This is a genomic window from Alcaligenes sp. HNGD-HTN06, from assembly GCF_049932565.1.
Taxonomy (GTDB): Bacteria; Pseudomonadota; Gammaproteobacteria; order Burkholderiales; family Burkholderiaceae_B; genus Alcaligenes; species Alcaligenes ammonioxydans.
Map to the genome: position 1 here is coordinate 3105681 of NZ_CP187782.1, position 22265 is coordinate 3127945.

At 57.3% G+C, this 22265-nt stretch carries 24 protein-coding genes; 16 read left to right on the top strand and 8 right to left on the bottom strand.

From position 1 onward, the window contains the following. Nucleotides 1-28 precede the first annotated feature (28 nt). The 6 genes from ACOZ42_RS14200 (at nucleotide 29) to ACOZ42_RS14225 (ending at nucleotide 6526) form a co-directional block, all read left to right on the top strand. Entirely contained in the window at nucleotides 29-1918 is a 1890-nt protein-coding gene (locus tag ACOZ42_RS14200) for a ribonuclease catalytic domain-containing protein (RefSeq protein WP_219235119.1), read from the top strand. A gap of 5 nt (nucleotides 1919-1923) precedes the next feature. After that, nucleotides 1924-2793 (top strand): energy transducer TonB, encoded by an 870-nt coding sequence (locus ACOZ42_RS14205; RefSeq protein ID WP_426345289.1) that lies wholly within the window; start codon nucleotides 1924-1926, stop codon nucleotides 2791-2793. 106 nt (nucleotides 2794-2899) lie between these two features. Further along, on the top strand, nucleotides 2900-3751 hold the full coding sequence (gene aroE, locus ACOZ42_RS14210; RefSeq protein WP_003801885.1) for a shikimate dehydrogenase: 852 nt from the start codon (nucleotides 2900-2902) through the stop codon (nucleotides 3749-3751). Between the two features lies 1 nt (nucleotide 3752). Further along, on the top strand, nucleotides 3753-4472 hold the full coding sequence (mtgA, locus tag ACOZ42_RS14215) for a monofunctional biosynthetic peptidoglycan transglycosylase (protein WP_059318253.1): 720 nt from the start codon (nucleotides 3753-3755) through the stop codon (nucleotides 4470-4472). A 53-nt stretch (nucleotides 4473-4525) separates the two neighbouring features. After that, nucleotides 4526-5686, top strand: coding sequence for an LPS export ABC transporter permease LptG (lptG, locus tag ACOZ42_RS14220; RefSeq protein ID WP_426345290.1), 1161 nt, complete (start codon nucleotides 4526-4528; stop codon nucleotides 5684-5686). Nucleotides 5687-5689: 3 nt separating this feature from the next. Next, nucleotides 5690-6526, top strand: coding sequence for a symmetrical bis(5'-nucleosyl)-tetraphosphatase (locus ACOZ42_RS14225; RefSeq protein WP_003801888.1), 837 nt, complete (start codon nucleotides 5690-5692; stop codon nucleotides 6524-6526). Here the strand turns inward: ACOZ42_RS14225 and ACOZ42_RS14230 are convergent. From ACOZ42_RS14230 to ACOZ42_RS14245, 4 genes are all read right to left on the bottom strand, one after another. Beyond that, nucleotides 6523-7296, bottom strand: a complete 774-nt coding sequence (locus tag ACOZ42_RS14230) for a lysophospholipid acyltransferase family protein (RefSeq protein WP_240209269.1) — start codon at nucleotides 7294-7296, stop codon at nucleotides 6523-6525. The genes ACOZ42_RS14225 and ACOZ42_RS14230 overlap by 4 nt on opposite strands. Nucleotides 7297-7319: 23 nt before the next feature. After that, the gene (gene ruvX, locus ACOZ42_RS14235; RefSeq protein ID WP_219235123.1) at nucleotides 7320-7751 is read right to left on the bottom strand and encodes a Holliday junction resolvase RuvX; all 432 of its coding nucleotides are present in this window, start codon (nucleotides 7749-7751) and stop codon (nucleotides 7320-7322) included. Further along, nucleotides 7744-8265, bottom strand: coding sequence for a YqgE/AlgH family protein (locus tag ACOZ42_RS14240; RefSeq protein WP_003801891.1), 522 nt, complete (start codon nucleotides 8263-8265; stop codon nucleotides 7744-7746). The genes ruvX and ACOZ42_RS14240 overlap by 8 nt, the downstream gene beginning before the upstream one ends. 112 nt (nucleotides 8266-8377) lie before the next feature. Then, nucleotides 8378-8542 (bottom strand): rubredoxin, encoded by a 165-nt coding sequence (locus tag ACOZ42_RS14245; RefSeq protein ID WP_003801892.1) that lies wholly within the window; start codon nucleotides 8540-8542, stop codon nucleotides 8378-8380. Nucleotides 8543-8682: 140 nt separating this feature from the next. On the opposite strand from ACOZ42_RS14245, the gene ACOZ42_RS14250 reads away from it, so the two are divergent. The 3 genes from ACOZ42_RS14250 to hemL are packed head-to-tail and all read left to right on the top strand — an operon-like array spanning nucleotide 8683 to nucleotide 11498. Next, nucleotides 8683-9492: a bifunctional hydroxymethylpyrimidine kinase/phosphomethylpyrimidine kinase gene (locus tag ACOZ42_RS14250; protein ID WP_003801893.1), complete on the top strand. Its 810-nt coding sequence runs from the start codon at nucleotides 8683-8685 to the stop codon at nucleotides 9490-9492. Beyond that, entirely contained in the window at nucleotides 9485-10171 is a 687-nt protein-coding gene (gene thiE, locus ACOZ42_RS14255; protein ID WP_003801894.1) for a thiamine phosphate synthase, read from the top strand. The genes ACOZ42_RS14250 and thiE overlap by 8 nt, the downstream gene beginning before the upstream one ends. 43 nt (nucleotides 10172-10214) lie before the next feature. Then, entirely contained in the window at nucleotides 10215-11498 is a 1284-nt protein-coding gene (gene hemL, locus ACOZ42_RS14260; protein WP_059318251.1) for a glutamate-1-semialdehyde 2,1-aminomutase, read from the top strand. A 53-nt stretch (nucleotides 11499-11551) separates the two neighbouring features. Here the strand turns inward: hemL and ACOZ42_RS14265 are convergent, their stop codons facing one another. Continuing rightward, the gene (locus ACOZ42_RS14265; protein WP_426345291.1) at nucleotides 11552-13201 is read right to left on the bottom strand and encodes an AMP-binding protein; all 1650 of its coding nucleotides are present in this window, start codon (nucleotides 13199-13201) and stop codon (nucleotides 11552-11554) included. 731 nt (nucleotides 13202-13932) lie between these two features. Between ACOZ42_RS14265 and ACOZ42_RS14270 the strand changes: the two genes are divergently transcribed. Beyond that, on the top strand, nucleotides 13933-14463 hold the full coding sequence (locus ACOZ42_RS14270) for a MarR family winged helix-turn-helix transcriptional regulator (protein WP_003801897.1): 531 nt from the start codon (nucleotides 13933-13935) through the stop codon (nucleotides 14461-14463). A gap of 93 nt (nucleotides 14464-14556) precedes the next feature. After that, entirely contained in the window at nucleotides 14557-15783 is a 1227-nt protein-coding gene (gene argJ / locus ACOZ42_RS14275; protein WP_003801898.1) for a bifunctional glutamate N-acetyltransferase/amino-acid acetyltransferase ArgJ, read from the top strand. A 74-nt stretch (nucleotides 15784-15857) separates the two neighbouring features. Here the strand turns inward: argJ and ACOZ42_RS14280 are convergent, their stop codons facing one another. Then, nucleotides 15858-16019 carry a DUF1328 domain-containing protein gene (locus ACOZ42_RS14280; protein ID WP_003801899.1) on the bottom strand — a complete coding sequence of 54 codons (162 nt, stop codon included), beginning with the start codon at nucleotides 16017-16019 and terminating at the stop codon, nucleotides 15858-15860. Nucleotides 16020-16122: 103 nt separating this feature from the next. Beyond that, on the bottom strand, nucleotides 16123-16326 hold the full coding sequence (locus ACOZ42_RS14285) for a CsbD family protein (RefSeq protein ID WP_003801900.1): 204 nt from the start codon (nucleotides 16324-16326) through the stop codon (nucleotides 16123-16125). Nucleotides 16327-16721: 395 nt separating this feature from the next. On the opposite strand from ACOZ42_RS14285, the gene rplU reads away from it, so the two are divergent. The 5 genes from rplU (at nucleotide 16722) to ACOZ42_RS14310 (ending at nucleotide 21392) form a co-directional block, all read left to right on the top strand. Continuing rightward, entirely contained in the window at nucleotides 16722-17033 is a 312-nt protein-coding gene (rplU, locus tag ACOZ42_RS14290) for a 50S ribosomal protein L21 (RefSeq protein ID WP_003801901.1), read from the top strand. Between the two features lie 50 nt (nucleotides 17034-17083). Beyond that, nucleotides 17084-17344: a 50S ribosomal protein L27 gene (gene rpmA / locus ACOZ42_RS14295; RefSeq protein ID WP_003801903.1), complete on the top strand. Its 261-nt coding sequence runs from the start codon at nucleotides 17084-17086 to the stop codon at nucleotides 17342-17344. A 285-nt stretch (nucleotides 17345-17629) separates the two neighbouring features. Then, on the top strand, nucleotides 17630-18718 hold the full coding sequence (obgE, locus tag ACOZ42_RS14300) for a GTPase ObgE (RefSeq protein ID WP_003801905.1): 1089 nt from the start codon (nucleotides 17630-17632) through the stop codon (nucleotides 18716-18718). Nucleotides 18719-18851: 133 nt separating this feature from the next. After that, entirely contained in the window at nucleotides 18852-20009 is a 1158-nt protein-coding gene (proB, locus tag ACOZ42_RS14305) for a glutamate 5-kinase (RefSeq protein ID WP_003801907.1), read from the top strand. 129 nt (nucleotides 20010-20138) lie between these two features. Then, complete coding sequence (locus ACOZ42_RS14310) at nucleotides 20139-21392, top strand: D-amino acid dehydrogenase (RefSeq protein WP_336580121.1); 1254 nt, start codon at nucleotides 20139-20141, stop codon at nucleotides 21390-21392. 72 nt (nucleotides 21393-21464) lie between these two features. Here the strand turns inward: ACOZ42_RS14310 and ACOZ42_RS14315 are convergent, their stop codons facing one another. Continuing rightward, nucleotides 21465-22241 (bottom strand): response regulator transcription factor, encoded by a 777-nt coding sequence (locus tag ACOZ42_RS14315; RefSeq protein ID WP_003801912.1) that lies wholly within the window; start codon nucleotides 22239-22241, stop codon nucleotides 21465-21467. Nucleotides 22242-22265: the final 24 nt, after the last annotated feature.

Genomic DNA, 22265 nt, shown 5'->3' on the forward strand with positions numbered 1-22265 from the left:
ATGGCCAGCACCATCCAGATGGAAAATCATGTACGTCCTTTTTGAAGACAGCGGTAATTTCAAAGCAGAAAAAATATTTTCTGACAGCGATACCACCATGCAGGTGGAATCCGCGTCTGGCAAGCGCAGCAAAATCAAGAAAAACAGCGTTCTGTTTACATTCGATCAGCCAGCCCCTGCAGAGCTTCTGGAAAAAGCCCAGGCCCTGGCCGACTCGCTGGATATCAATTTCTTGTGGGAATGCGCACCGCAGGACGAATTTGAGGCGGCCGAACTGGCCCAGGAGTATTTTGGCCACCCTCCCAGCGCCATCGAAAAAACCGGCACCATTTTTGCTCTGCACAGCGCACCGGCCTACTTCCATCGTCGGGGCAAGGGACTGTATCGCCCCGCTCCCCCGGAAATCCTGCAAGCCGCTTTGGCCGCCATTGAAAAGAAGCGTCTGCAGCAAGAACAGATTCAAACCTGGGCCGAGCAGATGATCAAGGGCGAGTTGCCAACCGAAGTGGCAGCCAAAGCGGGGACCTTCCTGACCCAGCCGGACAAAAACACGCTGGAGTGGAAAGCCTTCGATCAAGCCCAGAAGGAACTGGGTGTCAGCACCGAGAAACTGCTGCTCTCGCTGGGCGCCTGGTCCAACCCCCTGACCTTGCATCAGCATCGCTTTTTAACCGCTCATTTTCCCAAAGGCACCGGCTTTCCGGCAATCTGCCTGCAAAACTGGGGCCAGGACCTGCCCGAAGCGGATGTCATTGCGTACTCCGTGGACGATGCCAATACGATTGAGATTGACGACGCCTTGTCGGTCCAGCATCCCGAGCCGGGCCGACTGCGGGTGGGTGTCCACATTGCCGTACCGTCTTTGGCGATGAGCCGTGGCAATGAAATCGACCAGATCGCCCGCAATCGCATGGCAACGGTTTACACGCCAGGCTACAAGATTCCCATGCTGCCGCCTGAGCTGATCGCGCATTTCTCACTGGACCAGGGTCAAACACGCCCTGCCTTGTCCCTGTATGTGGATGCCGACATCAGCACAGGTGAAATCCTGTCCCACCAAACCCGCCTGGAACGCATCACCGTGGCGGGCAACCTGCGCCAGCATGAACTGGACCCGCTGATCAGCGAAGCGGCCCTGGCCGACGAAAACGCCGAGCTGCCTTATGCGCAGTGGCTGCGTCCGCTGTGGAATTTCTCCCGCCAACTGTCGGCCCAGCGCGAGGCAGTACGGGGCAAACCGGAAAACAACAACCGGGTGGAATACAGCTTTGAACTGGAAGGCCCGCACGATGACCCGAATTCCATCATCCGGCTGGTGCCGCGTGTGCGCAATGCTCCGCTCAGCCTGCTGGTGGCCGAATACATGATCCTGGCCAATCAGCTCTGGGGTGGCCTGCTGGCCGAACATAATGTGCCCGGTATCTATCGTTCCCAGCAATTCATGCGCACGCGCATGTCCACCACGCCCGGCCCGCACGAGTCCATTGGTGTACCGCAATACATCTGGTCCACCTCGCCGCTGCGCCGCTATGTGGACCTGATTAATCAAGGACAAATCCTGGCGGCCGCCCAGCATGGCATCTCGGCACGTCTGGCAGCCCCTTTCCAGCCCAAGGATGCAGACCTGTATGCCATTATTGGCGCCTTTGAATCGCAATACACCCAGTGGGCGGATTACCAGTCCTCTCTGGAGCGTTTCTGGTGCCTGCGCTGGTTGCAGCAAAACGACATCAAGCAAGTTCAGGCCAGCTTCATCAAGGAGGATCTGGTGCGCTTGACTAACGCCCCTCTGGTTCTACACGTTCCTGGCCTGCCGGCGCTGGAGCGAGGTCAGGAGGTGACCCTGGATCTGCTGTCGTTTGACGAACTGGCCTTGACCGTAGAGGCCCGTTTGCGCTCGGTCGCGACGGCCGACTGACAGCCATGAGCAAGCTTGAGCGCCTCAACCTGCCCAAAGATTATTTGTGGCTGGCGATCGCTCTTTCCGCCCTCATTCATCTCGTGCTGATTTTCTGGCCTGCCCGGCCACCCGCCCCGGCTGCCGACTCCCGTCTGGACGTGGCTCTGGTCAATTTCAGCACCGACTCCGTGCCTTTGAGTCCCCAGTTGCTGGCGCAGCTCAATCTGGATGGCGGCGGGGATCACCTGCAAGGTCAGGCCAGCAATCCTTTGCCGCTGAGCGACCCCAATCTGCCCAATCGACTGGTCCTTGAAGCCTTGCGGGCCCGTCAGCAAAGTCTGGAAGCCGAGCAGCAACGTCTGCTGGGCGAACTGGAGAGCCGCGATAAGGCTCCCCCCTCGACACCTCGTACGGAGTATATCGGCGCATCACTGGAGCCCGGTCCAGATGATCAGGATCTGGAGCCGCAACGTCACAACACTCAGCTGGCCATACTGCGCGAGCAGATTCGGGAGCAGCAGCGCCAGCCGCGTTATCACTATGTCGGGCCCAGTGCCAAAGCCAGTGAACAAGCGCGCTACCTGGACCAGTGGCGAGAGAAGATCGAACAAACCGGCACACGCCACTACCCGCGGCAAGACGGAATACAGCTCTACGGCCAGCTCCAAATGACCGTGTATATACGGCGAGATGGCAGCCTGCTGCGCGCTCAGATTACTCAGCCTTCCGATCAGCCCGCCCTGAATCTGGCGGCCCGACGTATTGTGGAGCTGGCTGCCCCCTTTGCGCCCTTGCCCGAACAACTGGCCCCGAACGCAGATGTGCTTGTGATTACCCGCAGTTGGCACTTCACCCGTGACGGACTCAATATGCAGGGTGGGGATGGGCAGTAAGGCTGTATTGCCCATGGCAAACAGAAGCGAAGCCAGACCCTGGGGTAAAATACGTGGTTTCAGCCTTGGTGCTGACACCTGACAACACGACAAGCATCGCTTAACCATGCCCGACACGACTTCTGTCCAGCGCTACGGCGTTATTGGTCACCCCATCGAGCACAGCCGCTCCCCACAAATCCATGCCCAATTTGCCAGCCAGTTCAATCTGGCCCTGAGCTATGAGCGGATTTTGGCCCCCCTCGATGGTTTCGCCTCCACCGTAGAGCAGTTCTTCAAAACGGGCAGTGGCCTGAACGTGACTTTGCCGTTCAAGGAACAAGCCTACGAACTGGTGGGCCCACGCCTGAGCCGCCGGGCCCGCATGGCAGGGGCCGTCAATACGCTATGGCTGGAGGACGGGCAACTGCATGGATGCAATACCGACGGCGTGGGTTTGTGTTCGGATCTTCTGCGTGTTGGCCACAACCCGGAGGGCAAGCGCATCTTGCTGATCGGTGCGGGCGGCGCCTCACGTGGGGTCGTGTTTCCCTTGCTGGAGGCCGGCTGCGAGCTGCTGCACATCATCAATCGCACCAGTGCCAAAGCCTATGAAATCCGCGAGCAGGTAGTGGCTCTGGACCCGGATGCCTCGCGCCGCCTGAGTGCAGGCGGGCTGGACGACCACTGCGGTGACTGGGATATCGTCATCAATGCCACCTCGGCCAGTCTCAATCAGAATCTGCCCGACCTGCCCGATGCCCGCTACCGCAGCCACTCGCTGGCCTACGATATGTTTTATGCCAGCGAGCCCACCGCCTTTATGCGGGCCGCCCAGCAGGCAGGCGCCACACAGAGCAGAGATGGTCTGGGCATGCTGGTGGGCCAAGCTGCCGCCAGCTTTCAGATCTGGCATGGCTTGCAAGCCGATGTCGAACCCGTGCTGGCCGCCTTGCGCCAGGACCTGGGACAAATCTGACGTGCGTCGCCTCCTGGTCCATCCCTGGAAACTGGCCGGCCTGGCCGTATTAACCCTGGCCGCCGCCGTTCTGCTCTATCAGATTGCCCTGTTTGTGATGGTGCTCTGGTATAGCGTGGTGCCCCCACGGATGACCTCCTTCATGGCGGCAGAGCAAGGTCAGTTGCGCAGCTCCGATGCCGATGCAAAACTGCGCTACCAATGGGTGCCTTACGACAAGATCAGCGCCAACCTGAAGCGCGCGGTCATCGCCTCCGAAGACTCGAACTTCCTGAATCACTCGGGGGTTGAATGGGATGCCATTCGTAAAGCGTGGGAATACAACCGACGCCAATCGGAAAAAGGCTCGACCCGTCGGCGCGGGGGCTCAACCATCTCCCAGCAATTGGCCAAAAATCTGTTTCTGTCAGAGTCGCGCAGTTATTTGCGCAAAGGACAGGAACTGATTCTGACCTATATGATTGAAACCGTCATGAGCAAGGAGCGTATTCTGGAGCTGTATCTGAACGTGGCTCAGTGGGGTGAAGGCGTATTTGGAGCCCAGGCGGCGGCGCGCCACTATTTCAAGACTGATGCCGCCACCCTTAGCGCCATGCAGGCCGCCCGGCTGGCAGGCATGCTCCCCAACCCAGCCTATTATGACAAAAACCGTAACAGCGCCTATTTGCAGTCGCGCACTCGCACCATCAGTCAACGCATGCGTCAAGTCGCTATTCCCTGACTGCAATCCGCATTTTTGTTAAGCTAGCCACGTCTTTCCTGGGCCCTATTTTCATGCGCACCGCTCGCCGCTATCTTGCTTCCGAAATCTATCGCTCCAGCGCCGTGGTGCTGCTTGCACTGCTGGGCCTGTTCACCTTTTTCGCCCTGATCGAAGAACTGGACAAAGTCGGCTCCAAATTCACCCTGGCCAATCTGTTCTACATCCAGGCGCTGGAATTGCCGACTCGTTTGTACGACCTGCTGCCCATTGGCTTGCTCATTGGCGCCACCCTGGCCCTGGCCAGCCTTGCCCAACGCAATGAGCTGGTGATTCTGCGCGCCTCGGGGGTCAGCGGCCTGCATATGATGATGATGCTCTGGACCATTACCTTGCCGCTGGTGGCCGGTGCTTTTGTCCTGTCCGAGTATGTCACGCCCATGGCCGAGATCAAATCCAGCGAGCAAGGCATGGCCTTGCTGGGACGCTCGGGTAGCGGACGGCTGGAAAGCGGCTATTGGTTCAAAGAGAACAATCCTCAAGGTGGAGTGCGCATCATCAACATTGCCAACCTGCAAGGCGACGGCAAAGTAAGTGATGTCAGCGTGTTCGACTTCTCGGACGGACAACGCTTAAATGCCATGATGCAGGCACCGAGCGGGCAATTTCACAAAAACCAGCTGGACTTGCAAGACGTCACAGAAACGCATGTCAGCGAGCAGTCACACACCGCCCTGAGCCAGGACAAAGCCCCTGAGCAAGCGCTGGTGAAAATTGAAAAGCGCCCCACCCTGACGCTGACCACTACGCTGACCCCGGACCGACTGATCGCGCGCGTCGTCACGCCCGAACGCATGTCCATTCTGGATTTGAAGGACTATATTGGTTATCTGGACGCCAACAAACTGCAAACCAAACGTCAGGTTGTAGCGCTGTGGCGCAAAGTTGCCTATCCGTTCACCTTGCTGGTCATGATTACCATTGCCGCACCCATCGGCTTTATGCAGACACGCCATGGCGGTGTGGGCACCAAGGTCTTTACCGGCATTTTACTGGGCGTGGGCTTTTTCATGATCAACCAGCTTGCCTTGAACGTGGCCATGCTCAGCAATCTGGCACCCTGGGTCACCGCTCTGGTACCGAATCTGATCGCCATGGCGCTGGCCTTGAGCGCTCTTATCCTGATGGAAAACCGGCACAACCGGCGACGTCGCAAACCCAGTGCAACACATTAAACCATGTCTTTAGCTACTTCCCCTGCCATCTGGGCAATTGGTGATGTTCAGGGCTGCTGCCGCCCCCTGGACAGCTTGCTCGGCCATCCGGATGTGGCCGCTGACAGCCAGGCCACTTTCTGGTTTGCTGGCGATCTGGTCAACCGTGGCCCCGACTCTCTGGGTGCTCTGCGCCTGATTCGCTCCCTGGGGGAGCGCGCTGTTTGCGTGCTGGGTAACCATGACATTCACTGCCTGGCGGTTGCCGCCGGGGTACGTAAATCCAGCAAGCAAGATACGCTGCAGGACTTGCTGGCTGCGCCCGACGCCCAGGAGCTACTGGACTGGTTGCGCCATCAGCCCCTGGCCCATTACGAACACGGGCATTTGATGGTTCATGCAGGGGTTCATCCAGCCTGGAGTCCCGAGCAGACACTGGAATATGCACAGGAGCTGGAAACATTGTTGCGTGCCGATGACTGGCAGCACACGATCATCGAACTGTTTGGCAACAAACCGGATCGCTGGGAAGCAGGGCTCAAAGGCTACGACCGGCTACGCGCCATTGTCAGCACCCTGACCCGCATGCGCATGTGCGACGCAGCCGGACACATGGATTTCAAGCACAAAGGCGCCCCCGATGCCGAATCAGGCTTGCTGCCCTGGTATGAGTTACCGCAACGTGCCTGCGCTCAGGTGCCCATCATTTTTGGTCATTGGTCTACGCTGGGCTTGTTGAACACCCCTACGCTCATCAGCCTGGATACCGGTTGCGTCTGGGGCCGACAACTCAGTGCAGTCCGCCTGCAAGACCGGCACCTGGTTCAGATTCACTGCCCGGAAAGCAAAAAACCCGGTTAACGCGCTGGGCCGGTGTCAGCAGCCGACTCGTGACAAACCACTGCGCGTATCCGCTCGCGGGCCTGATGGGCCGTTTGTGAGCGCCCCCATTGCGTGCAGGAGAGCGCGGGCATCACATCCAGAAAGTGGCAGTGCACAGACACATGGCGAGCACTGAGCAGGACCCAGATGTTGCCTACCAGGGACTGCTCGCCCACAAAGGCAAAACGCTCACTGCGCCGTCCCTGATGCTCAAACACCAGCGCCACAGGCTGAATATCCACATTCAGGCTGATCGCTGTCTCAAACAAGCTGGCATGAAACGGTCGCACCTCCCACCCCGTGGAGGTGGTGCCTTCGGGAAACAGACCTACCGCGTCGCCCCGTTCGAAACAAACCGCCATTTGCTGGCTAACAATCTGAATGGCCCGACGTTGGCCACGTTCAATGAACACCGTTCCCGCGCCAGCAACCAGCCAACCGATCACGGGCCAGCGACGGATATCACTTTTTGCAATGAAGGAAGTGCAGCGCACGCTGTTGAGCACAAAAATGTCCAACCATGAAATATGGTTGGACACATAAAGCACGGAGCGATCCTGAACCGCCTGACCATGCAGGATGACGCGCACACCGCAAATAGTCATCAACAGGCGGGACATGCGTAGCACCATCAGACGGCGTCCGCCGGAGCGCAAGACGGGAAAAAGCAGGCCAACACTGAACAGGCCGACCACAATCCACACGATCAGAGCGACAGCACGCCAACTAAAACGAAATAAACTAATCAAAAGGCTGCAACCTTGTAGAGAGCTCAAGCCGCAGGCAGGCTATCCAGATATCGCTGCAGGATCACGCACGCTGCCATGGCATCATCATCGTCATTATTGCCCAGCAATTCTTGAGCCTCCATGCTGGAGCCCCGCTCATCGACCAGGTCTACCGCAACGCCATAACGACCGTGCAACTGGTTGGCAAAACGTCGACACCGCAGCGAAGCATACTGTTCGCCACCGTCCAGGGTCAAAGGCAAGCCGACCACAACCCGATCGGGCTGCCATTCCTTGAGTAAAGCCTCAATAGCCGCAAAGCGCTGCTCCCGTGTAACGGGCCGCAAAATCGTATAAGGCCGGGCCTGACGCGTCAAGGTATTGCCCAATGCAACGCCAATTTTTTTCAGGCCATAGTCAAAAGCCAGCAAGGTCTGTGCCGAGCTGGCCGTTGATGGTGTGTCGTGTTCAGGCATGGCCTGCCGCACCTGTCAGAGTAAAAGGACTGATTCCCAACAGGGCCAGGGCGCGATCATACCGCTCCCCAACAGGCGTGGAAAACAAGATTTCATGAGTCGCCTTGATGCTCAGCCAGGCATTATCGGCCATCTCGCTTTCCAGCTGACCGGCGCCCCATCCGGCATAACCCAGGGTCACCAGCATGTGGACCGGTCCCTTTCCCTGTGCCACATCCTGCAAGACATCGCGGGATGTGGTCAGGGTCAGATCGCCCACCCCCAGGCTGGAGGTATAGGTTTTATCCGAGTCATGCAGCACAAAGCCGCGATCCGTCTGTACCGGCCCACCGAAGTACACCGAGGTTCCGGCCAGATCGGCGCGTTTATCCACATCAACCTCGATGCGCGACAACAGCTCAACCAGACTCAGATCTGTTGGTCGATTGATGACCAGGCCCAAAGCACCTTGTTCATTATGTTCACAGACATAAATCACCGTGTCGGCCAAGCTGCCCGATACCACACCGGGCATGGCAAGTAACAGGTGGTGCGTAAGATTAGCGCTTTCTTGGATTAGCGGGGACTGGCTAGTGGCACTCATACACACCTCCCGTCAAAACAAACCACCTTGGAACCTGAAATGATCACACCTGGATCATTTCGAAGTCTTCCTTACGAGCGCCGCATTCGGGACAGACCCAGTTTGGAGGGACATCTTCCCAACGTGTGCCCGGTGCAATGCCTTCTTCAGGCAAACCCGTTTCTTCATCATAAATCCAGCCGCAAATCAGGCACATCCACGTACGCATAGTATTCCTACTGTATTTGTAAACATAGTCCGATCCGCGTGCAAATCGGGGCAATCCATTAAAATGGGGTTCATATTACTAAATTACTCAACCCGTGACATCCAGAGCCTTGTCGGCCCTGCCGGTGTATCCAAGATAAGATGGCTGCTGAAATCAAAAATTCAAGTCCTGCCCTGGCGCTCGTGCTGGCCCCTTATGATCCCAGTGGCGGCGCTCATCTGCCGGCAGATGCCCTCACTGGTGCCCGTCTGGGCTGCCATATCGTCAGTGTGCCCACCGCCTTGCTGGTACGCGACAGCGCGCAGCAGGAAAACATCCAGACGCTGGCCGAGGACATCGCCGATGACCAGGCACGTTGCCTGCTGGAAGACATGAACATTCAGGCCATCAAGTGCGGCCCCGTTTACAGTCCTGAAATCGCCAGCATGGTTGCCGAGCTGTGTTCCGACTACCCGGAGCTGCCTTTGGTCCTGCACCTGAGCGCCATGCCCACTGGCCTGGACGAGCTGGACGCGGACGACGCCCTGGACGCCAGTTTACGCCTGCTTTTACCACTGAGCTCCTTATTGTTGATCGACCACCCCAGCCTGGAGCGCTGGCAGGCCGACGAGCTGTTGGGCGACACGCCCGACGCCGTGGAAACCTTGCTGAACAATGGGGCCAATGCCGTGCTGGTGACGGGCGTACCGGGCACAGCCGGGCAATGGCACACCCGTTTCCAGGGTCATCATGGCCGTCTGGATTACAGCATGCCGCTCGATGGTGGCGTGCGTCAGCAGGATATCGACAGTTTGCTGGCTACAGCCTGCCTGAGCTTTCTGGCCCAGGGTCATGAGCTGGATAACGCGGTAGAATCAGCCTTGTTGCACCTGCAGGAACGTGCCGGTGACACTTTTCAGCCCGGTATGGGCCACCGCCTGTTCAACCCTGTTGCTCCCCAAAATGACTGACGCCACCTCCCTGCGCTTTCCTGCCGGTCTTTACGGCATTACTCCCGAATGGGACGACACAGCCCGCCTGCTGAACGCAGTGCGCGCCGCTCACGAGGGTGGTTTGCAGGTCTTGCAGTTTCGCCGCAAAAACGGCCCGGAACCCATCCGCCAGCAACAACTCAAAGAGTTGGTCAAGCTGTGCCTGTCTTTGGATCTGCCGCTCTTGGTCAACGATCACTGGAGTTGGGCGCAAGAGTTTGATGTGCAAGGCGCGCACCTGGGCAAAAGCGATGGCGACCTGAGGCAGGCACGCCAGGCTCTGGGACCGCAAGCCCTGCTGGGACGCTCGTGCTACAACAGTCTGGACCTGGCGCGCCAGGCTCTGGCTGACGATGCAGACTACATCGCCTTTGGTGCCATGTATCCGTCCAGCGTCAAACCCGAAGCGCCCCCGGCAGAACTGGATACCTTGCGACAAGCACGACAGCTTTGCCAAGAACAAGAACACGAGGGACGGCGTGCCGCCATTGTGGCCATCGGCGGCATCACACCCGAGAAAATGCCCGAACTGCTGCAAGCAGGCGTCGATAGCGTTGCCGTTATCAGCAGCCTGTTTGAGACCAGCGATATACGCGCCACGGCGCAACGCTTTACCGACTACTTTCACGCCCAGGCCCCCTCGCGCTTTATGCGCTGATCTTTTGCCTGGCCCCGACCTTTTATCTCTGGATTTTTGCCTCATGTCCCGTAATTCCGAACTTTTTGAACGTGCCTGCAAAGTCATCCCCGGCGGCGTCAACTCGCCCGTCCGCGCCTTCGGTTCTGTGGGTGGCACACCTTGTTTTATCGAACGCGCCCAAGGCCCTTACATCTGGGATGCAGACGGCCAGCGATACACGGACTACGTGGGTTCCTGGGGCCCGGCCATTCTGGGCCACTCCGATCCGGACGTGATCAAAGCGGTACAGGACGCTGCCGTACACGGCCTGTCCTATGGGGCGCCCACCGAAGGCGAAGTGGTTCTGGCCGAAACGCTGACCAAGATGCTGCCATCCATCGAGCAGGTTCGTCTGGTCAGCTCGGGCACCGAGGCCACCATGAGCGCCATTCGTCTGGCCCGTGGCTTTACCGGCCGCAACACCATCATCAAATTCGAAGGCTGCTACCATGGCCACGCCGACAGCCTGCTGGTCAAAGCCGGCTCCGGCTTGCTGACCTTTGGCAACCCCACCTCCGCCGGCGTGCCGGCCGAGTTTGTCGGTCACACCCTGGTTCTGGACTACAACGATCTGGACGCCGTGCGCGATGCCTTCAAACAGAAAGGCAGCGAAATCGCCTGCGTTATCGTTGAGCCCTTTGCCGGCAATATGAACCTGGTCCGCCCAGCCCCCGGTTTCCTGGAAGGCTTGCGCGAGCTATGTACCGAGTATGGCGCCGTGCTGATTTTTGACGAGGTCATGACAGGCTTTCGCGTGGGCCCGCAAGGCGTACAAGGCCTGACCGGCATTCGTCCTGACCTGACCACACTGGCTAAAGTGATTGGTGGTGGCATGCCCGTAGGCGCTTTTGGTGGTCGCCGCGACATCATGCAATGCGTGGCTCCCGTCGGTGGCGTTTACCAGGCAGGCACCCTATCCGGTAACCCTGTTGCTGTCGCTGCGGGGCTGGCAACCTTGAAGAAACTGGCTCAACCCGGTTTCTATGACACCCTCACAGCCAACACAGCCAACCTGATCCAGGGCCTGAAGACCGCAGCACAAGAAGCAGGCGTTCCTTTTACGGCAGACCATCAGGGCGGCCTGTTCGGCATCTACTTCAGCGAAAACGTTCCTACGTCCCTGGCCGAGGTCTCGGCTGGCGACATCGAACGCTTCAAGCAGTTCTTCCACGCCATGCTGGACAAGGGGGTGTACTTTGCCCCCTCAGCCTTTGAAGCCGGTTTTGTGTCGGTGCAGCATACCGCCGATATTACCGACGCGACGGTGCAAGCCGCCCGTGAGGTCTTTGCCTCCTTCAAGAACTAGTACGCCGGATGCAAAAAAGCGGGCCTGAGCCCGCTTTTTTTTTCCTGAAAGAATCAATGCTGTGCCATTTGGCGCAGCACAAATCGCTGCAACTTCCCTGTCTCGGTCCGAGGCAAAGAAGTCACAAACTCAATCGCGCGTGGGTACTTGTAAGGCGCGGCATTCTCTTTCACAAAATCCTGCAGCTTCTTTTTCAAGTCATCGCTGGGCGTAAAGCCAGGCTTGAGCACGATGAAAGCCTGCACGATCTGGCCCCGTTCTTCATCCGCGGCGCCTACCACTCCACACTCTGCCACCGCCTCATGTTTGAGCAAGGTGCCCTCCACCTCCGGGCCGGCAATGTTGTAGCCCGAAGAAACAATCATGTCGTCGTTACGGGCCTGATAGTAAAGGTAGCCGTCCTCATCCATCTTGAAGGTATCACCCGGGAAGTTCCAGCCGCCCTGGACAAACTGCTTCTGACGCTCGTCGTTCAAGTACTTGCAACCGGTGGGGCCTTTGACCGCCAGACGTCCCACCGTGCCCACCGGCACCGGATTCAGATCATCATCCAGAATCGTGGCGACATACCCAGGCACCACCTGACCAATGGCACCGGGGCGCACTTTCTCGGGCGGGCTGGATACGTACACGTGAATCATCTCCGTGCCGCCTATGCCATCGGTCATCTCAATGCCGCTGGCCTGCTTCCAGAGCTGGCGGGTTGCATCGGGCAACGCTTCTCCTGCCGATACGGTGGCCCGCAAACTGGCCAGAGAATAACGATCCACCAAACCGGCCATCTGACGATAAAAAGTAGGCGCCGTAAAGCTCATGGTCACCTTAAAGCGGTCAATCATGCCCAGCAGGTCCGAAGGTGTCAGTCGCTCCAGCAAGACGGTAGAGGCCCCCACCCGCAGTGGAAAGCAAAGCAGACCACCCAGACCAAAGGTAAAAGCCAAAGGCGGAGTACCACACACCACGTCATCCGGTGTCAAACGCAATACATGACGGGAAAAGGTATCGCACATCGCCAGCACATCACGATGAAAATGCATGCAGCCCTTGGGCTGACCGGTCGTGCCGCTGGTGAACGCAATCAGGCACACATCATCGGCCGCCGTATCGCACGCCGTGAAATCCTCAGGTTTGTCAGCCACCAAGGCCTCCAGACCCTGGGCGCTCTCATCGTTAAAGCACAGCAGTTGCTTCAGGACAGGGGTGTAGGAATCATGAGCGGCATCCATGCAATGCTCCAACTCCTGACGCAGACGCTCATCGCACAGAGCGGCATGAATCTGGGCCTTGTCCAAAATGGTCTTGAGCTCCACCGCACGCAGCAAAGGCATGGTGGGGACAGTAACCAGACCCGCCTTGATACTGGCCAGCCAGCAGGCCGCCATCATGGGGTTGTTGGGGCCGCGCAGCAATACCCGGTTGCCGGGCACCAGCTTCATGTCCTCAAGCAGAACATGCGCAATACGATTGGTCAGCACGTCCAGCTCTTTGTAGGTCAGACTGCGATTTTCCTCGCCCTGAGCCCACTGTATGGCCACGCGGTCACCATGCCCTGCTGCGACCTGCTCCCCCAACAGCGCCACGGCGCAATTGAAACGAGCGGGGTAGTCCACATCCGGATTTCCCTCCAGCAACATGTCTGGCCACCACTCCATGGGGGGCAGATTGTCGCGTGCAAAGGTATCAAGGTGCGCTGAACGTTCCATCCTTATCTCCTGCGTAGATTACGCCCCACTCAGGCGTAGACCCTGATGCATCAAAGGCATCGGCCAAAATTGGCAAGGTCTATATTGTTTAGTTCTAAAGGATATTAGCAAAAAAAACCTCTCGACATCAGCCATACCGACTACGGGTTATCCGCAGTAGCGCATCCTCACCCACTATTTAAACCCGTATCCTGACATCGCTCGAGCTCGCTTCGGGCGGCAACCCACGCATAGGAAAATAAATAATAAATTTCGGCTGGCCAAAAACCAATCCATGTACGCCGCACTTTTTTTCAATTAAGAAAAATTTACGGTAGACATTATTTTTGAAACAAAAAAAGTATCAAAAAAAACGGAAAACGGATTATTTTCGTCGGCTACCGTGATGCAAATGTCTTATACTTCAACTAAATAATCACTTGAATTTAGCCAGCTTATAGCCTTGGAGCCGCGTCAAAGCGTCTGCGTAACCGTATTCAAGGCGGTGATCATGAAAGTAAATAACAGACAGAAATTTGCATTTCATTACTCAATGCTTTGTCAACTGGACCTGCGCTTTCAATCAAGTTGATTAATTTAAGCTAAAAACGAATTTACTTTGATCTGTCGCAATGTCAAACTTCGAACCAGCCCCTAAGATACCTTCCAAGCTAACCCAGCTTGCTCATGGCTGCGGTCTGCGTCCTTCAAAGCTAAACATTTTGGACATGCACCATTAAGGCAAGCTATCTATGATCATGAACGATATCCCCGCTTCCGCCGTCGCCGATGCCGCTCCCGACTTGGAAAGCCGTGCCCACAGCGATGACCACTTCGACACCCGTCTGTGGTTACGCTTGATGGCCTGCACCAATCTGGTTGAAGGCGAAATTCGTAGTCGTCTGCGTACCGAACACGCCACTACCCTGCCCCGTTTTGACCTGATGGCTCAATTGCAGCGCCAGCCCGCGGGCATGAAAATGAGCGAACTGTCCCGCCACCTGATGGTCACCAACGGCAATATCACAGGCATTACGGATCAGCTGGAAAAAGAGGGTCTGGTCGAACGCATCAAGGTACTCACCGACCGCCGCAGCTCCCTGATCCGCCTGACGCCCAAAGGCAAGCGCCAGTTCAAGAAAATGGCAGCTTCCCACGAGCAATGGCTGCAGGAGATGTTTGCCAACCTGTCGGACAAGGCGCGCGTCAACCTGTTTGAAGCCTTGGGTGAACTCAAACTGATTACCCGCAACAACGTGGCGATGGCCTCTCGCGAGAACTGACACCCCCACGCGACCAAAGATATGCTCAGGCGGCTCAAAGCAAGTATCATTATTGCTTTGAGCCGCCTTTAACATTGTTTTTCGGATCGCGTCATGGCCGTCAATCTGTTCATCCCCTCTGAATCTGACATTCACCCCGTTGCCGGTGTCAAAATCGGCATTGCCGAAGCCGGTATTCGCAAGGCCAACCGACGCGACCTGACCGTGTTTGAACTGGCCCCTGGCACCAGCGTAGCCGGTGTCTTTACCACCAACCGTTTCCGCGCCGCTCCCGTTCAGGTGTGCGAAGCGCATCTGGCTACCCACGATGGCATCCGCGCCCTGGTAATCAATACCGGCAATGCCAACGCCGGTACCGGTCAGGCAGGTCTGGAAAAAGCCCAGCAAACCTGCAAGGAAACAGCGCGTCTGTTAAATATTCTGCCTCAGCAGGTCCTGCCCTTTTCCACCGGCGTAATTCTGGAGCCGTTGCCCATGGATCGCCTGCTGGGTGCCCTGCCCGCAGCGGTCAGCGATCTGTCGGACAACAACTGGTTCAATGCTGCCCACAGCATCATGACCACCGACACCCAGCCCAAAATCGTGTCTCGCCAAATCCAGCTCTCGGGCAAAACGGTCACCCTGACGGGTATCAGCAAGGGTGCAGGCATGATTCGCCCCAATATGGCCACCATGCTGGGTTATCTGGCCACCGATGCCGGTATTGCTCCCGAATTGTTGCGCGATATGTGCCGTCTGGCGGCAGACCGCTCTTTCAACCGCATTACGGTTGATGGCGACACCTCCACCAACGACTCGTTCATCATCATGGCAACCGGCCAAAGCGGTGTCACAGTAGAGTCGATTGCAGACCCGAACTACAACACCTTGCTGGACGCCCTGGTGGACGCCTCGCGCGAACTGGCCCAGAAAATCGTGCGTGACGCCGAAGGCGCCACCAAGTTCATGACCATTCAGGTTGATGACGCCGGCTCCAGCGAAGAAGCACTGAAAGTGGCTTACGCGATTGCTCACTCGCCTCTGGTTAAAACCGCCTTCTTTGCCTCCGATCCGAACCTGGGCCGCATTCTGTGCGCCATTGGTTACGCAGGCATCACAGATCTGGACGTGAGCAAACTGCGTCTGTGGCTGGGGGATGTGCTGGTAGCGGTGGACGGCGGACGCAACCCCGAGTACCGCGAAGAAGACGGTCAGCGCGTCATGAAGGAAGCCGAAATTCTGGTTCGTGTCTCCCTGGGTCGCGGCCAACATAGCGAGACGGTCTACACCTGCGACTTCTCGCACGAGTACGTCACCATTAACGCCGATTACCGCTCCTGATAAAAAAACCGTCTTCCCCTGACGGGCGAAGACGGCTTGGTGTTTCAGACGGGCCCGCCTCAAGCGGGCCTGCTCTATTTCTTGGCCATGCCCTTGATAAGCGAGAGCACCGCCAGAATCAGGAACACGACAAACAGGATCTTGGCAATCGAAGCAGCACCAGCGGCAATACCTCCAAAACCCAGCACAGCCGCGACAATGGCAACAATAAAAAAGATTACGGCATAGTAAAGCATACGATTCTCCTCATCATCAGTACGTACAGGATCAACACTTTGTCTGGCAGGCCGTGACGGCTTCAATCATCAGGTTCCAGACAAAAAACCGGGCCCCGCCTCACTAGCGGTCGTACTTGTCATAGAAATCTTTTACTTCACGCTCCGCCTCTTCGCGGGTGCGGCCATAGCGCTCTTGGACCAGACCCGCCAATTGGGTGGCGTCGCCTTTCATCTTGGCCCAGTCGTCATCCGTAATTTCCCCCCAGACACTGCGGGCCTTGCCGGCCAGCTGTTTCCATTTGCCTTCGATCGTGTCCTTATTCATACGCTTCCCCTTATCAGGTTCGAAAAATAAATGACTTACGCTCTGTGAACGCAACGCCTCTACCCTAGCGGAAGCCTTCTGGCCCAAAGGCCACAGAATGAGGAAAAGTGTAAGCGTTTGGGGCAAGCGACAATTTTACGTGAATCGGGGTCCCTGCCCTGCCTGCGCCGGTTCAGTGACAATCCGGCAGGGCCATCTCCCCCCTGACCGAGGAAAGGATTGGATGCAAAATACTGACAGGCGAAGGCCCAAACCATTGACAGTAAAGCCTTTTTATCCTATTATTTTTTGCTTGGCATTTTGCGTGTCAAGATTTTTTTATGTTAGAGGGCATGGCTTTGGCTGAAACTAGCCTTATCCACCATGCCTTTTTGACTCTCTTTAAGGGATTCCCTATGTACGCGGTTATAAAAACCGGCGGTAAGCAATATCGCATTACTGCTGGCCAAAAACTCAAAATAGAACAGATACCGGCAGACATTGGGCAAGAAATTTCGCTTGACCAGGTTCTGTCCGTCGGCGAAGGTGAAGCACTGCAAATCGGTGCTCCTTTCGTTGCTGGCGCTGTGGTCAAAGCTACTGTTCTTGCGCAAGGCCGTCACGACAAGATCAAGATTTTCAAAATGCGCCGTCGCAAGCACTACCGCAAAACGCAAGGCCATCGTCAAAACTACACCGAAATCCGCATCGAAGCGATCAACGCCTAAGTTGTTGCTGAAAGCGAATCTGGTATTTTCTTCATCTAGGAGCTAAAGAAATGGCACAGAAGAAAGGCGGCGGCTCTACGCGGAACGGCCGTGACTCACAGGCCAAACGTCTGGGCGTTAAAGTCTACGGCGGTCAGGTAATTTCGGCTGGCGGCATTATTGTTCGTCAGCGCGGCACTCAGTTTCACCCCGGCGTGAACGTGGGCATTGGCAAAGACCATACCCTGTTCTCTCTGGTTGATGGCAAAGTTAAATTTTCCATCACCGGTGCACTGAACAAGCGTACCGTTTCGGTCGTTGCTGCCGAATAAGCACTCGCTCACCGCGTAGTTGCCACGAAAAGCCCTGCCGCCTTAGGCAGGGCTTTTTTCATGTACGGCCATCGTGCCCCCCCTGCCCTCGCGCCCATCCGACCTGGCCAGTCTCCCTACGGCCACAGCAAGAGATTAAAAACCGGTCACTCTCACCGCACATACCGGCAGATAAGCCAATCTCCTATACACTAAGCAATTGGGGTTTTTGTTTAAAATGGTCTGTTCCCAGACCAGCAGCCCATACGGTTCTGCGGCCCCTGGACCTATACAGAACTCATCACCATGAAATTCGTAGACGAAGCGACCATTGAAGTGGTCGCAGGCAAAGGTGGAAACGGCGCTGCCAGTTTCCGCCGAGAAAAATTTATTGAGAAAGGTGGCCCCAACGGCGGCGACGGTGGACGTGGCGGCAGCATTTACGCTGAGGCCGACCGTAACGTCAACACCTTGATCGACTACCGCTACGCCCGCCTGCACCGCGCTCGCAACGGCGAAAACGGCCGTGGGTCCGACCAGTATGGGGCGGGTGGCGAAGACATTACCCTGCGTGTGCCGGTAGGCACCATGATTTTCGACGCCGAAACCGGCGAGCAGCTGTTTGACATGAAGCGCCACGGCGAACGGGTCACGTTGGCCCAAGGCGGAGCCGGCGGTTTGGGCAACCTGCATTTCAAATCCAGCGTGAACCGTGCGCCGCGTCAATTTACCTATGGCAAGGAAGGCGAACACCGCAAGCTGCGCCTGGAGCTCAAGGTGTTGGCCGATGTGGGCCTGCTGGGTATGCCCAATGCTGGCAAATCCACCCTGATTACCCGTATCTCCAACGCCAAGCCACGCATTGCCGATTACCCGTTCACCACTCTGCACCCCAACCTGGGCGTGGTGCGCTCGTCCGAAGCCCACAGCTTTGTAGTGGCGGATATTCCTGGTCTGATCGAAGGTGCGTCTGAAGGAGCTGGCCTGGGCCACTTGTTCCTGCGCCATCTGACCCGCACCCGTATCCTGTTGCACCTGCTCGATGTCTCCAGTCTGGACCCGGACGAGGATATTGTGGCCAAAGTGGCGGCAGAAGCCCGAGCCATTGTGGAAGAACTGCGCCTGTACAGCGAAGAGCTCTACGCCAAGCCACGCTGGCTGGTTCTGAACAAGCTGGACATGGTGTCCGATCCAGAGGATCTGAAAGCCCGCCTGCTCAAAGAGCTCAATTGGGAAGGTCCTGTTTTCGGCATCTCGGCCTTGACCGGTGTGGGCACTCAGGATCTGGTTTACCAGCTGCAAACCTGGCTGGATCAGGAAAGCCGCAAGGAGCATATCGAACAAGATATTGCCGACGGTACGCATATTTACGACGAGAGGTTTGCTCCAGACTGATCGTGCCACACAGACCCAGGGTCTCACCCCTGGGACTGAACCCCAAAATGCCCGGAAGACGCGGTCCATTCAGCCGCCCTACTCCTGGCATTTTCTCTATTTACTCGCCAAGCGATAGATTTCTGAACTCCTCATGCAGCACTCTTCTCATTCTGAATCGGCCGTTGCGCAGTCGCGCCGACTGGTTATTAAAGTAGGTTCCTCCCTGGTCACCAACGAGGGCAAAGGGATTGACCTGGATGCCGTAGAGCAATGGGCGACCCAGATTGCTCAACTGCATGCCCAAGGCAAGCAACTGGTGCTGGTCTCCAGTGGCGCCATTGCCGAGGGCATGGCCCGTCTGGGATGGCCGCGTCGACCGAAGGCCATGAATGAGTTGCAGGCAGCGGCCGCGGTAGGCCAGATGGGTCTGATACAGGCTTATGAAGTGGCCTTTGCCCGCCACGGTGTGCGCACTGCCCAGATTCTGCTGACCCATGAGGATCTGGCAGACCGCCGCCGTTATCTGAATGCACGCAGCACCATCAACACCTTGCTGGACCTGGGCGTGGTCCCCATCGTGAACGAAAACGACACCGTGGTGACCGATGAAATCCGCGTGGGTGACAACGATACCCTGGGCGCGCTGGTCACCAACCTGATCGAAGCCGAGACCCTGATTATCCTGACCGACCAGGCCGGACTGTACAGCGCCGACCCTCGAAGCAACCCCGACGCACAATTCATCTCGCTGGGTCAGGCGGGTGACCCGACGCTGGAGGCGATGGCGGGCGGCTCGGGCAGCAATATCGGCACTGGCGGCATGATTACCAAGATTCTGGCTGCCAAGCGTGCCGCACAAAGCGGCGGCCACACCATCATTGCCTCGGGCCGTGAAAAGCAGGTGCTCTCGCGTCTGGCCCAAGGGGAGCGCATCGGTACGGAACTGCGTGCCACCCTGCCGGTACGCTCGGCCCGGCAGCGCTGGCTGGTCGACCAGTTGCGCGTGCGTGGCCGTGTATCGCTGGACGAAGGCGCGGTACGTGCGCTGGTAGACGGACACAAAAGTCTGCTGCCGGTAGGCGTCACCCATGTCGAGGGCGAATTTGACCGTGGCGATGTCGTCGCTTGCGTGGATAAGCATGGCGTGGAATATGCCCGCGGTCTGATCAACTACTCGTCGGACGATACCCGTCGCATCATGGGTCAGCCCAGTCACCTGATCAATGAGTTGCTGGGCAGCGAACACGATACGGAGCTGATCCACCGTAACAATATGGTGTTTCCGCGCAGCAGTCCGGATCAGGACTAAACCTTGACCCCTACCCTGCCCGCCTGTTGAAATAGACGGATAAAACGTATCGAATTGCGACAGCATGCGCGGTTATACCGCGCCCGATCGCAACACTTTCCCTCTCGGGCGATGCGCCCAAGGAACCGTATGAAGATCCTCGTGCTAGGTGCTGGCGTCGAAGGCGTAACCAGCGCTTATTATCTTGCCCGCCAAGGACACAGCGTCACGGTCATTGACCGCATGGCTGGGCCCGCTCTGGAAACCAGCTTTGCCAATGCCGGCCAACTTTCCTTTGGTTATGCCTGCCCTTGGGCTGCGCCAGGTATCCCACGCAAGGCGATCAAATGGATGTTCGACGAGCATCCTCCCCTGACCATCCGCCCCGATGGGACGCTCACCCAAATCAAATGGCTGCTGGCCATGTGGCGCAACTGCACGGCTGACCGCTACGCCATCAATAAAGAGCGCATGGTGCGCTTGGCCGAATACAGCCGCCATTGCATGGCTGAGCTGCGCGCTCAGACCGATATTCAGTTTGAGCATCGGGCCCAAGGCACCTTGCAAGTGTTCCGTACACAACAACAATTGGATAACATCGCCGCCGATATCGAGGTGTTGAAAGAGGCCGGCGTACCTTATCAGTTGCTGTCGGCTTCCGAGCTGCACACCATTGAACCGGCGCTCCGTCACGTCGAGCACAAATTGAGCGGTGGTCTACGTTTCCCTGAGGACGAGACTGGCGACTGCCAGATGTTCACACGTCGATTGAGCGAACTGGCTGAACAGGAAGGGGTGGAGTTCCGTTGGAACCAGACGATTCAGCGCATTCACAGCAACGGCTCGGAAATCAGCGGTGTGCAAAGCTCCGATGGTTTACTGACTGCTGACGCCTATGTGGTGGCGCTGGGCTCCTGGTCGAGCGGTTTGATGAAAGACCTGCAAGCTATCCCGGTTTACCCCCTGAAAGGCTATTCGATTACCGCCACAATTGCAGACGCCTCCCGCGCCCCCCAATCCACCTTGCTGGACGAAAGCTACAAAATTGCTTTGACGCGCTTTGACAATCGCATTCGTGTGGGTGGCATGGCCGAGGTAGTGGGTTTTAACAAGCAGTTGAACCCACGGCGCGAACAGACCCTGCTGATGGTGTTGAACGATCTTTTCCCCGGCAGCTATCACAGCGACGCAGACCTGCATTTCTGGACGGGACTGCGACCCAAGACACCGGACAGCACCCCGATTGTGGGACGCAGCCGTTATCCCAACCTGTTCCTGAACACGGGCCACGGAACGCTGGGATGGACCTTGGCTACCGGCAGCGCGCAACTGCTGGCTGATCTGATCAGCAACAAGGAGCCTGCCATCCGCGCCGATGACCTGTCGGTGCAGCGCTACGCTTAAGCTGCGCTCCTCAATGCATAGTCAAAGGCTCTGAGCGGTATGACCGGCAGAGCCTTTTTCAGTGCCTTTTCTCTAGTCCCGTGCCCCATCGAGCAGTAACTGGCAGTTAGCGGCAAACATATACCCCCAGTTATGAAGTGACCGTATGGGCAGTGTCGTCCCGCCCTGGCTGAACTTGCGCCGCATGCGACTGACCAATACCCCCAAACGATTAATGTGCAGGGCACTGGGCGGATTACTGATCACATCTGTTTTGCTGGCCACAGCACACATCAGCTCGTAATGGCTGGCACGACGATCCTCCCGAGCCAGCAGGCAAACCATGAACGCGCGCTCGGTACTGGTCAGGCTAAACGACATGCCAACTGGCGAGATCAAGGTCCAGCCCTCTTGGTCCAATACCCACTCCTGGGTTGCCGATGGCTCTGGAATAGAGGGGATCTGCATCAGACGCCGTTGCAGACTGTGCAAACTGGCGGCCAACAACTCCAAGGAGGCTTGTTTGGGACAAAACTGATCCCCCCCGCTATGCAAGGCCTGCAACATGGCTGAGTCCGTTGCTTCGGACTGCATCAGGATTCCGATTTGCGGACATAACATCCGTAAACGCACAGCCGCCGAGCAGATTTCAGCCAAGCCGCCCCCCAACCAGGCAATGCATACCGTACCCGCATGGCGCGTCCGTGTCTGGGCTGACTGCAGCAAGGCCGTCACATCCGGACAGAAAATAAGTCGATAACCACGCTCAGCCAGTGCCTGAATTTTTTGCTCTAGTTCGATTCGATCAGCAATGGCAGTGGCCAGATACAGCACAACAGGACCGCCAGCAAGTTCATTTGCAACCGACATAGTTGATACCTTAACTATAATGAC

Coding starts and splice junctions, on each gene's coding strand:
- hemL (WP_059318251.1), top strand. CDS start 10,215: ATGTCCCGTAATTCCGAACTTTTTGAACGTGCCTGCAAAGTCATCCCC.
- ACOZ42_RS14280 (WP_003801899.1), bottom strand. CDS start 16,019: ATGCTTTACTATGCCGTAATCTTTTTTATTGTTGCCATTGTCGCGGCT.
- rplU (WP_003801901.1), top strand. CDS start 16,722: ATGTACGCGGTTATAAAAACCGGCGGTAAGCAATATCGCATTACTGCT.
- ACOZ42_RS14265 (WP_426345291.1), bottom strand. CDS start 13,201: ATGGAACGTTCAGCGCACCTTGATACCTTTGCACGCGACAATCTGCCC.
- thiE (WP_003801894.1), top strand. CDS start 9,485: ATGACTGACGCCACCTCCCTGCGCTTTCCTGCCGGTCTTTACGGCATT.
- ACOZ42_RS14270 (WP_003801897.1), top strand. CDS start 13,933: ATGATCATGAACGATATCCCCGCTTCCGCCGTCGCCGATGCCGCTCCC.
- ruvX (WP_219235123.1), bottom strand. CDS start 7,751: ATGCCTGAACACGACACACCATCAACGGCCAGCTCGGCACAGACCTTG.
- ACOZ42_RS14225 (WP_003801888.1), top strand. CDS start 5,690: ATGTCTTTAGCTACTTCCCCTGCCATCTGGGCAATTGGTGATGTTCAG.
- ACOZ42_RS14250 (WP_003801893.1), top strand. CDS start 8,683: ATGGCTGCTGAAATCAAAAATTCAAGTCCTGCCCTGGCGCTCGTGCTG.
- ACOZ42_RS14310 (WP_336580121.1), top strand. CDS start 20,139: ATGAAGATCCTCGTGCTAGGTGCTGGCGTCGAAGGCGTAACCAGCGCT.
- aroE (WP_003801885.1), top strand. CDS start 2,900: ATGCCCGACACGACTTCTGTCCAGCGCTACGGCGTTATTGGTCACCCC.
- ACOZ42_RS14200 (WP_219235119.1), top strand. CDS start 29: ATGTACGTCCTTTTTGAAGACAGCGGTAATTTCAAAGCAGAAAAAATA.
- lptG (WP_426345290.1), top strand. CDS start 4,526: ATGCGCACCGCTCGCCGCTATCTTGCTTCCGAAATCTATCGCTCCAGC.
- rpmA (WP_003801903.1), top strand. CDS start 17,084: ATGGCACAGAAGAAAGGCGGCGGCTCTACGCGGAACGGCCGTGACTCA.
- ACOZ42_RS14245 (WP_003801892.1), bottom strand. CDS start 8,542: ATGCGTACGTGGATGTGCCTGATTTGCGGCTGGATTTATGATGAAGAA.
- ACOZ42_RS14285 (WP_003801900.1), bottom strand. CDS start 16,326: ATGAATAAGGACACGATCGAAGGCAAATGGAAACAGCTGGCCGGCAAG.
- argJ (WP_003801898.1), top strand. CDS start 14,557: ATGGCCGTCAATCTGTTCATCCCCTCTGAATCTGACATTCACCCCGTT.
- ACOZ42_RS14315 (WP_003801912.1), bottom strand. CDS start 22,241: ATGTCGGTTGCAAATGAACTTGCTGGCGGTCCTGTTGTGCTGTATCTG.
- obgE (WP_003801905.1), top strand. CDS start 17,630: ATGAAATTCGTAGACGAAGCGACCATTGAAGTGGTCGCAGGCAAAGGT.
- ACOZ42_RS14240 (WP_003801891.1), bottom strand. CDS start 8,265: ATGCCCGGTGTGGTATCGGGCAGCTTGGCCGACACGGTGATTTATGTC.
- proB (WP_003801907.1), top strand. CDS start 18,852: ATGCAGCACTCTTCTCATTCTGAATCGGCCGTTGCGCAGTCGCGCCGA.
- ACOZ42_RS14205 (WP_426345289.1), top strand. CDS start 1,924: ATGAGCAAGCTTGAGCGCCTCAACCTGCCCAAAGATTATTTGTGGCTG.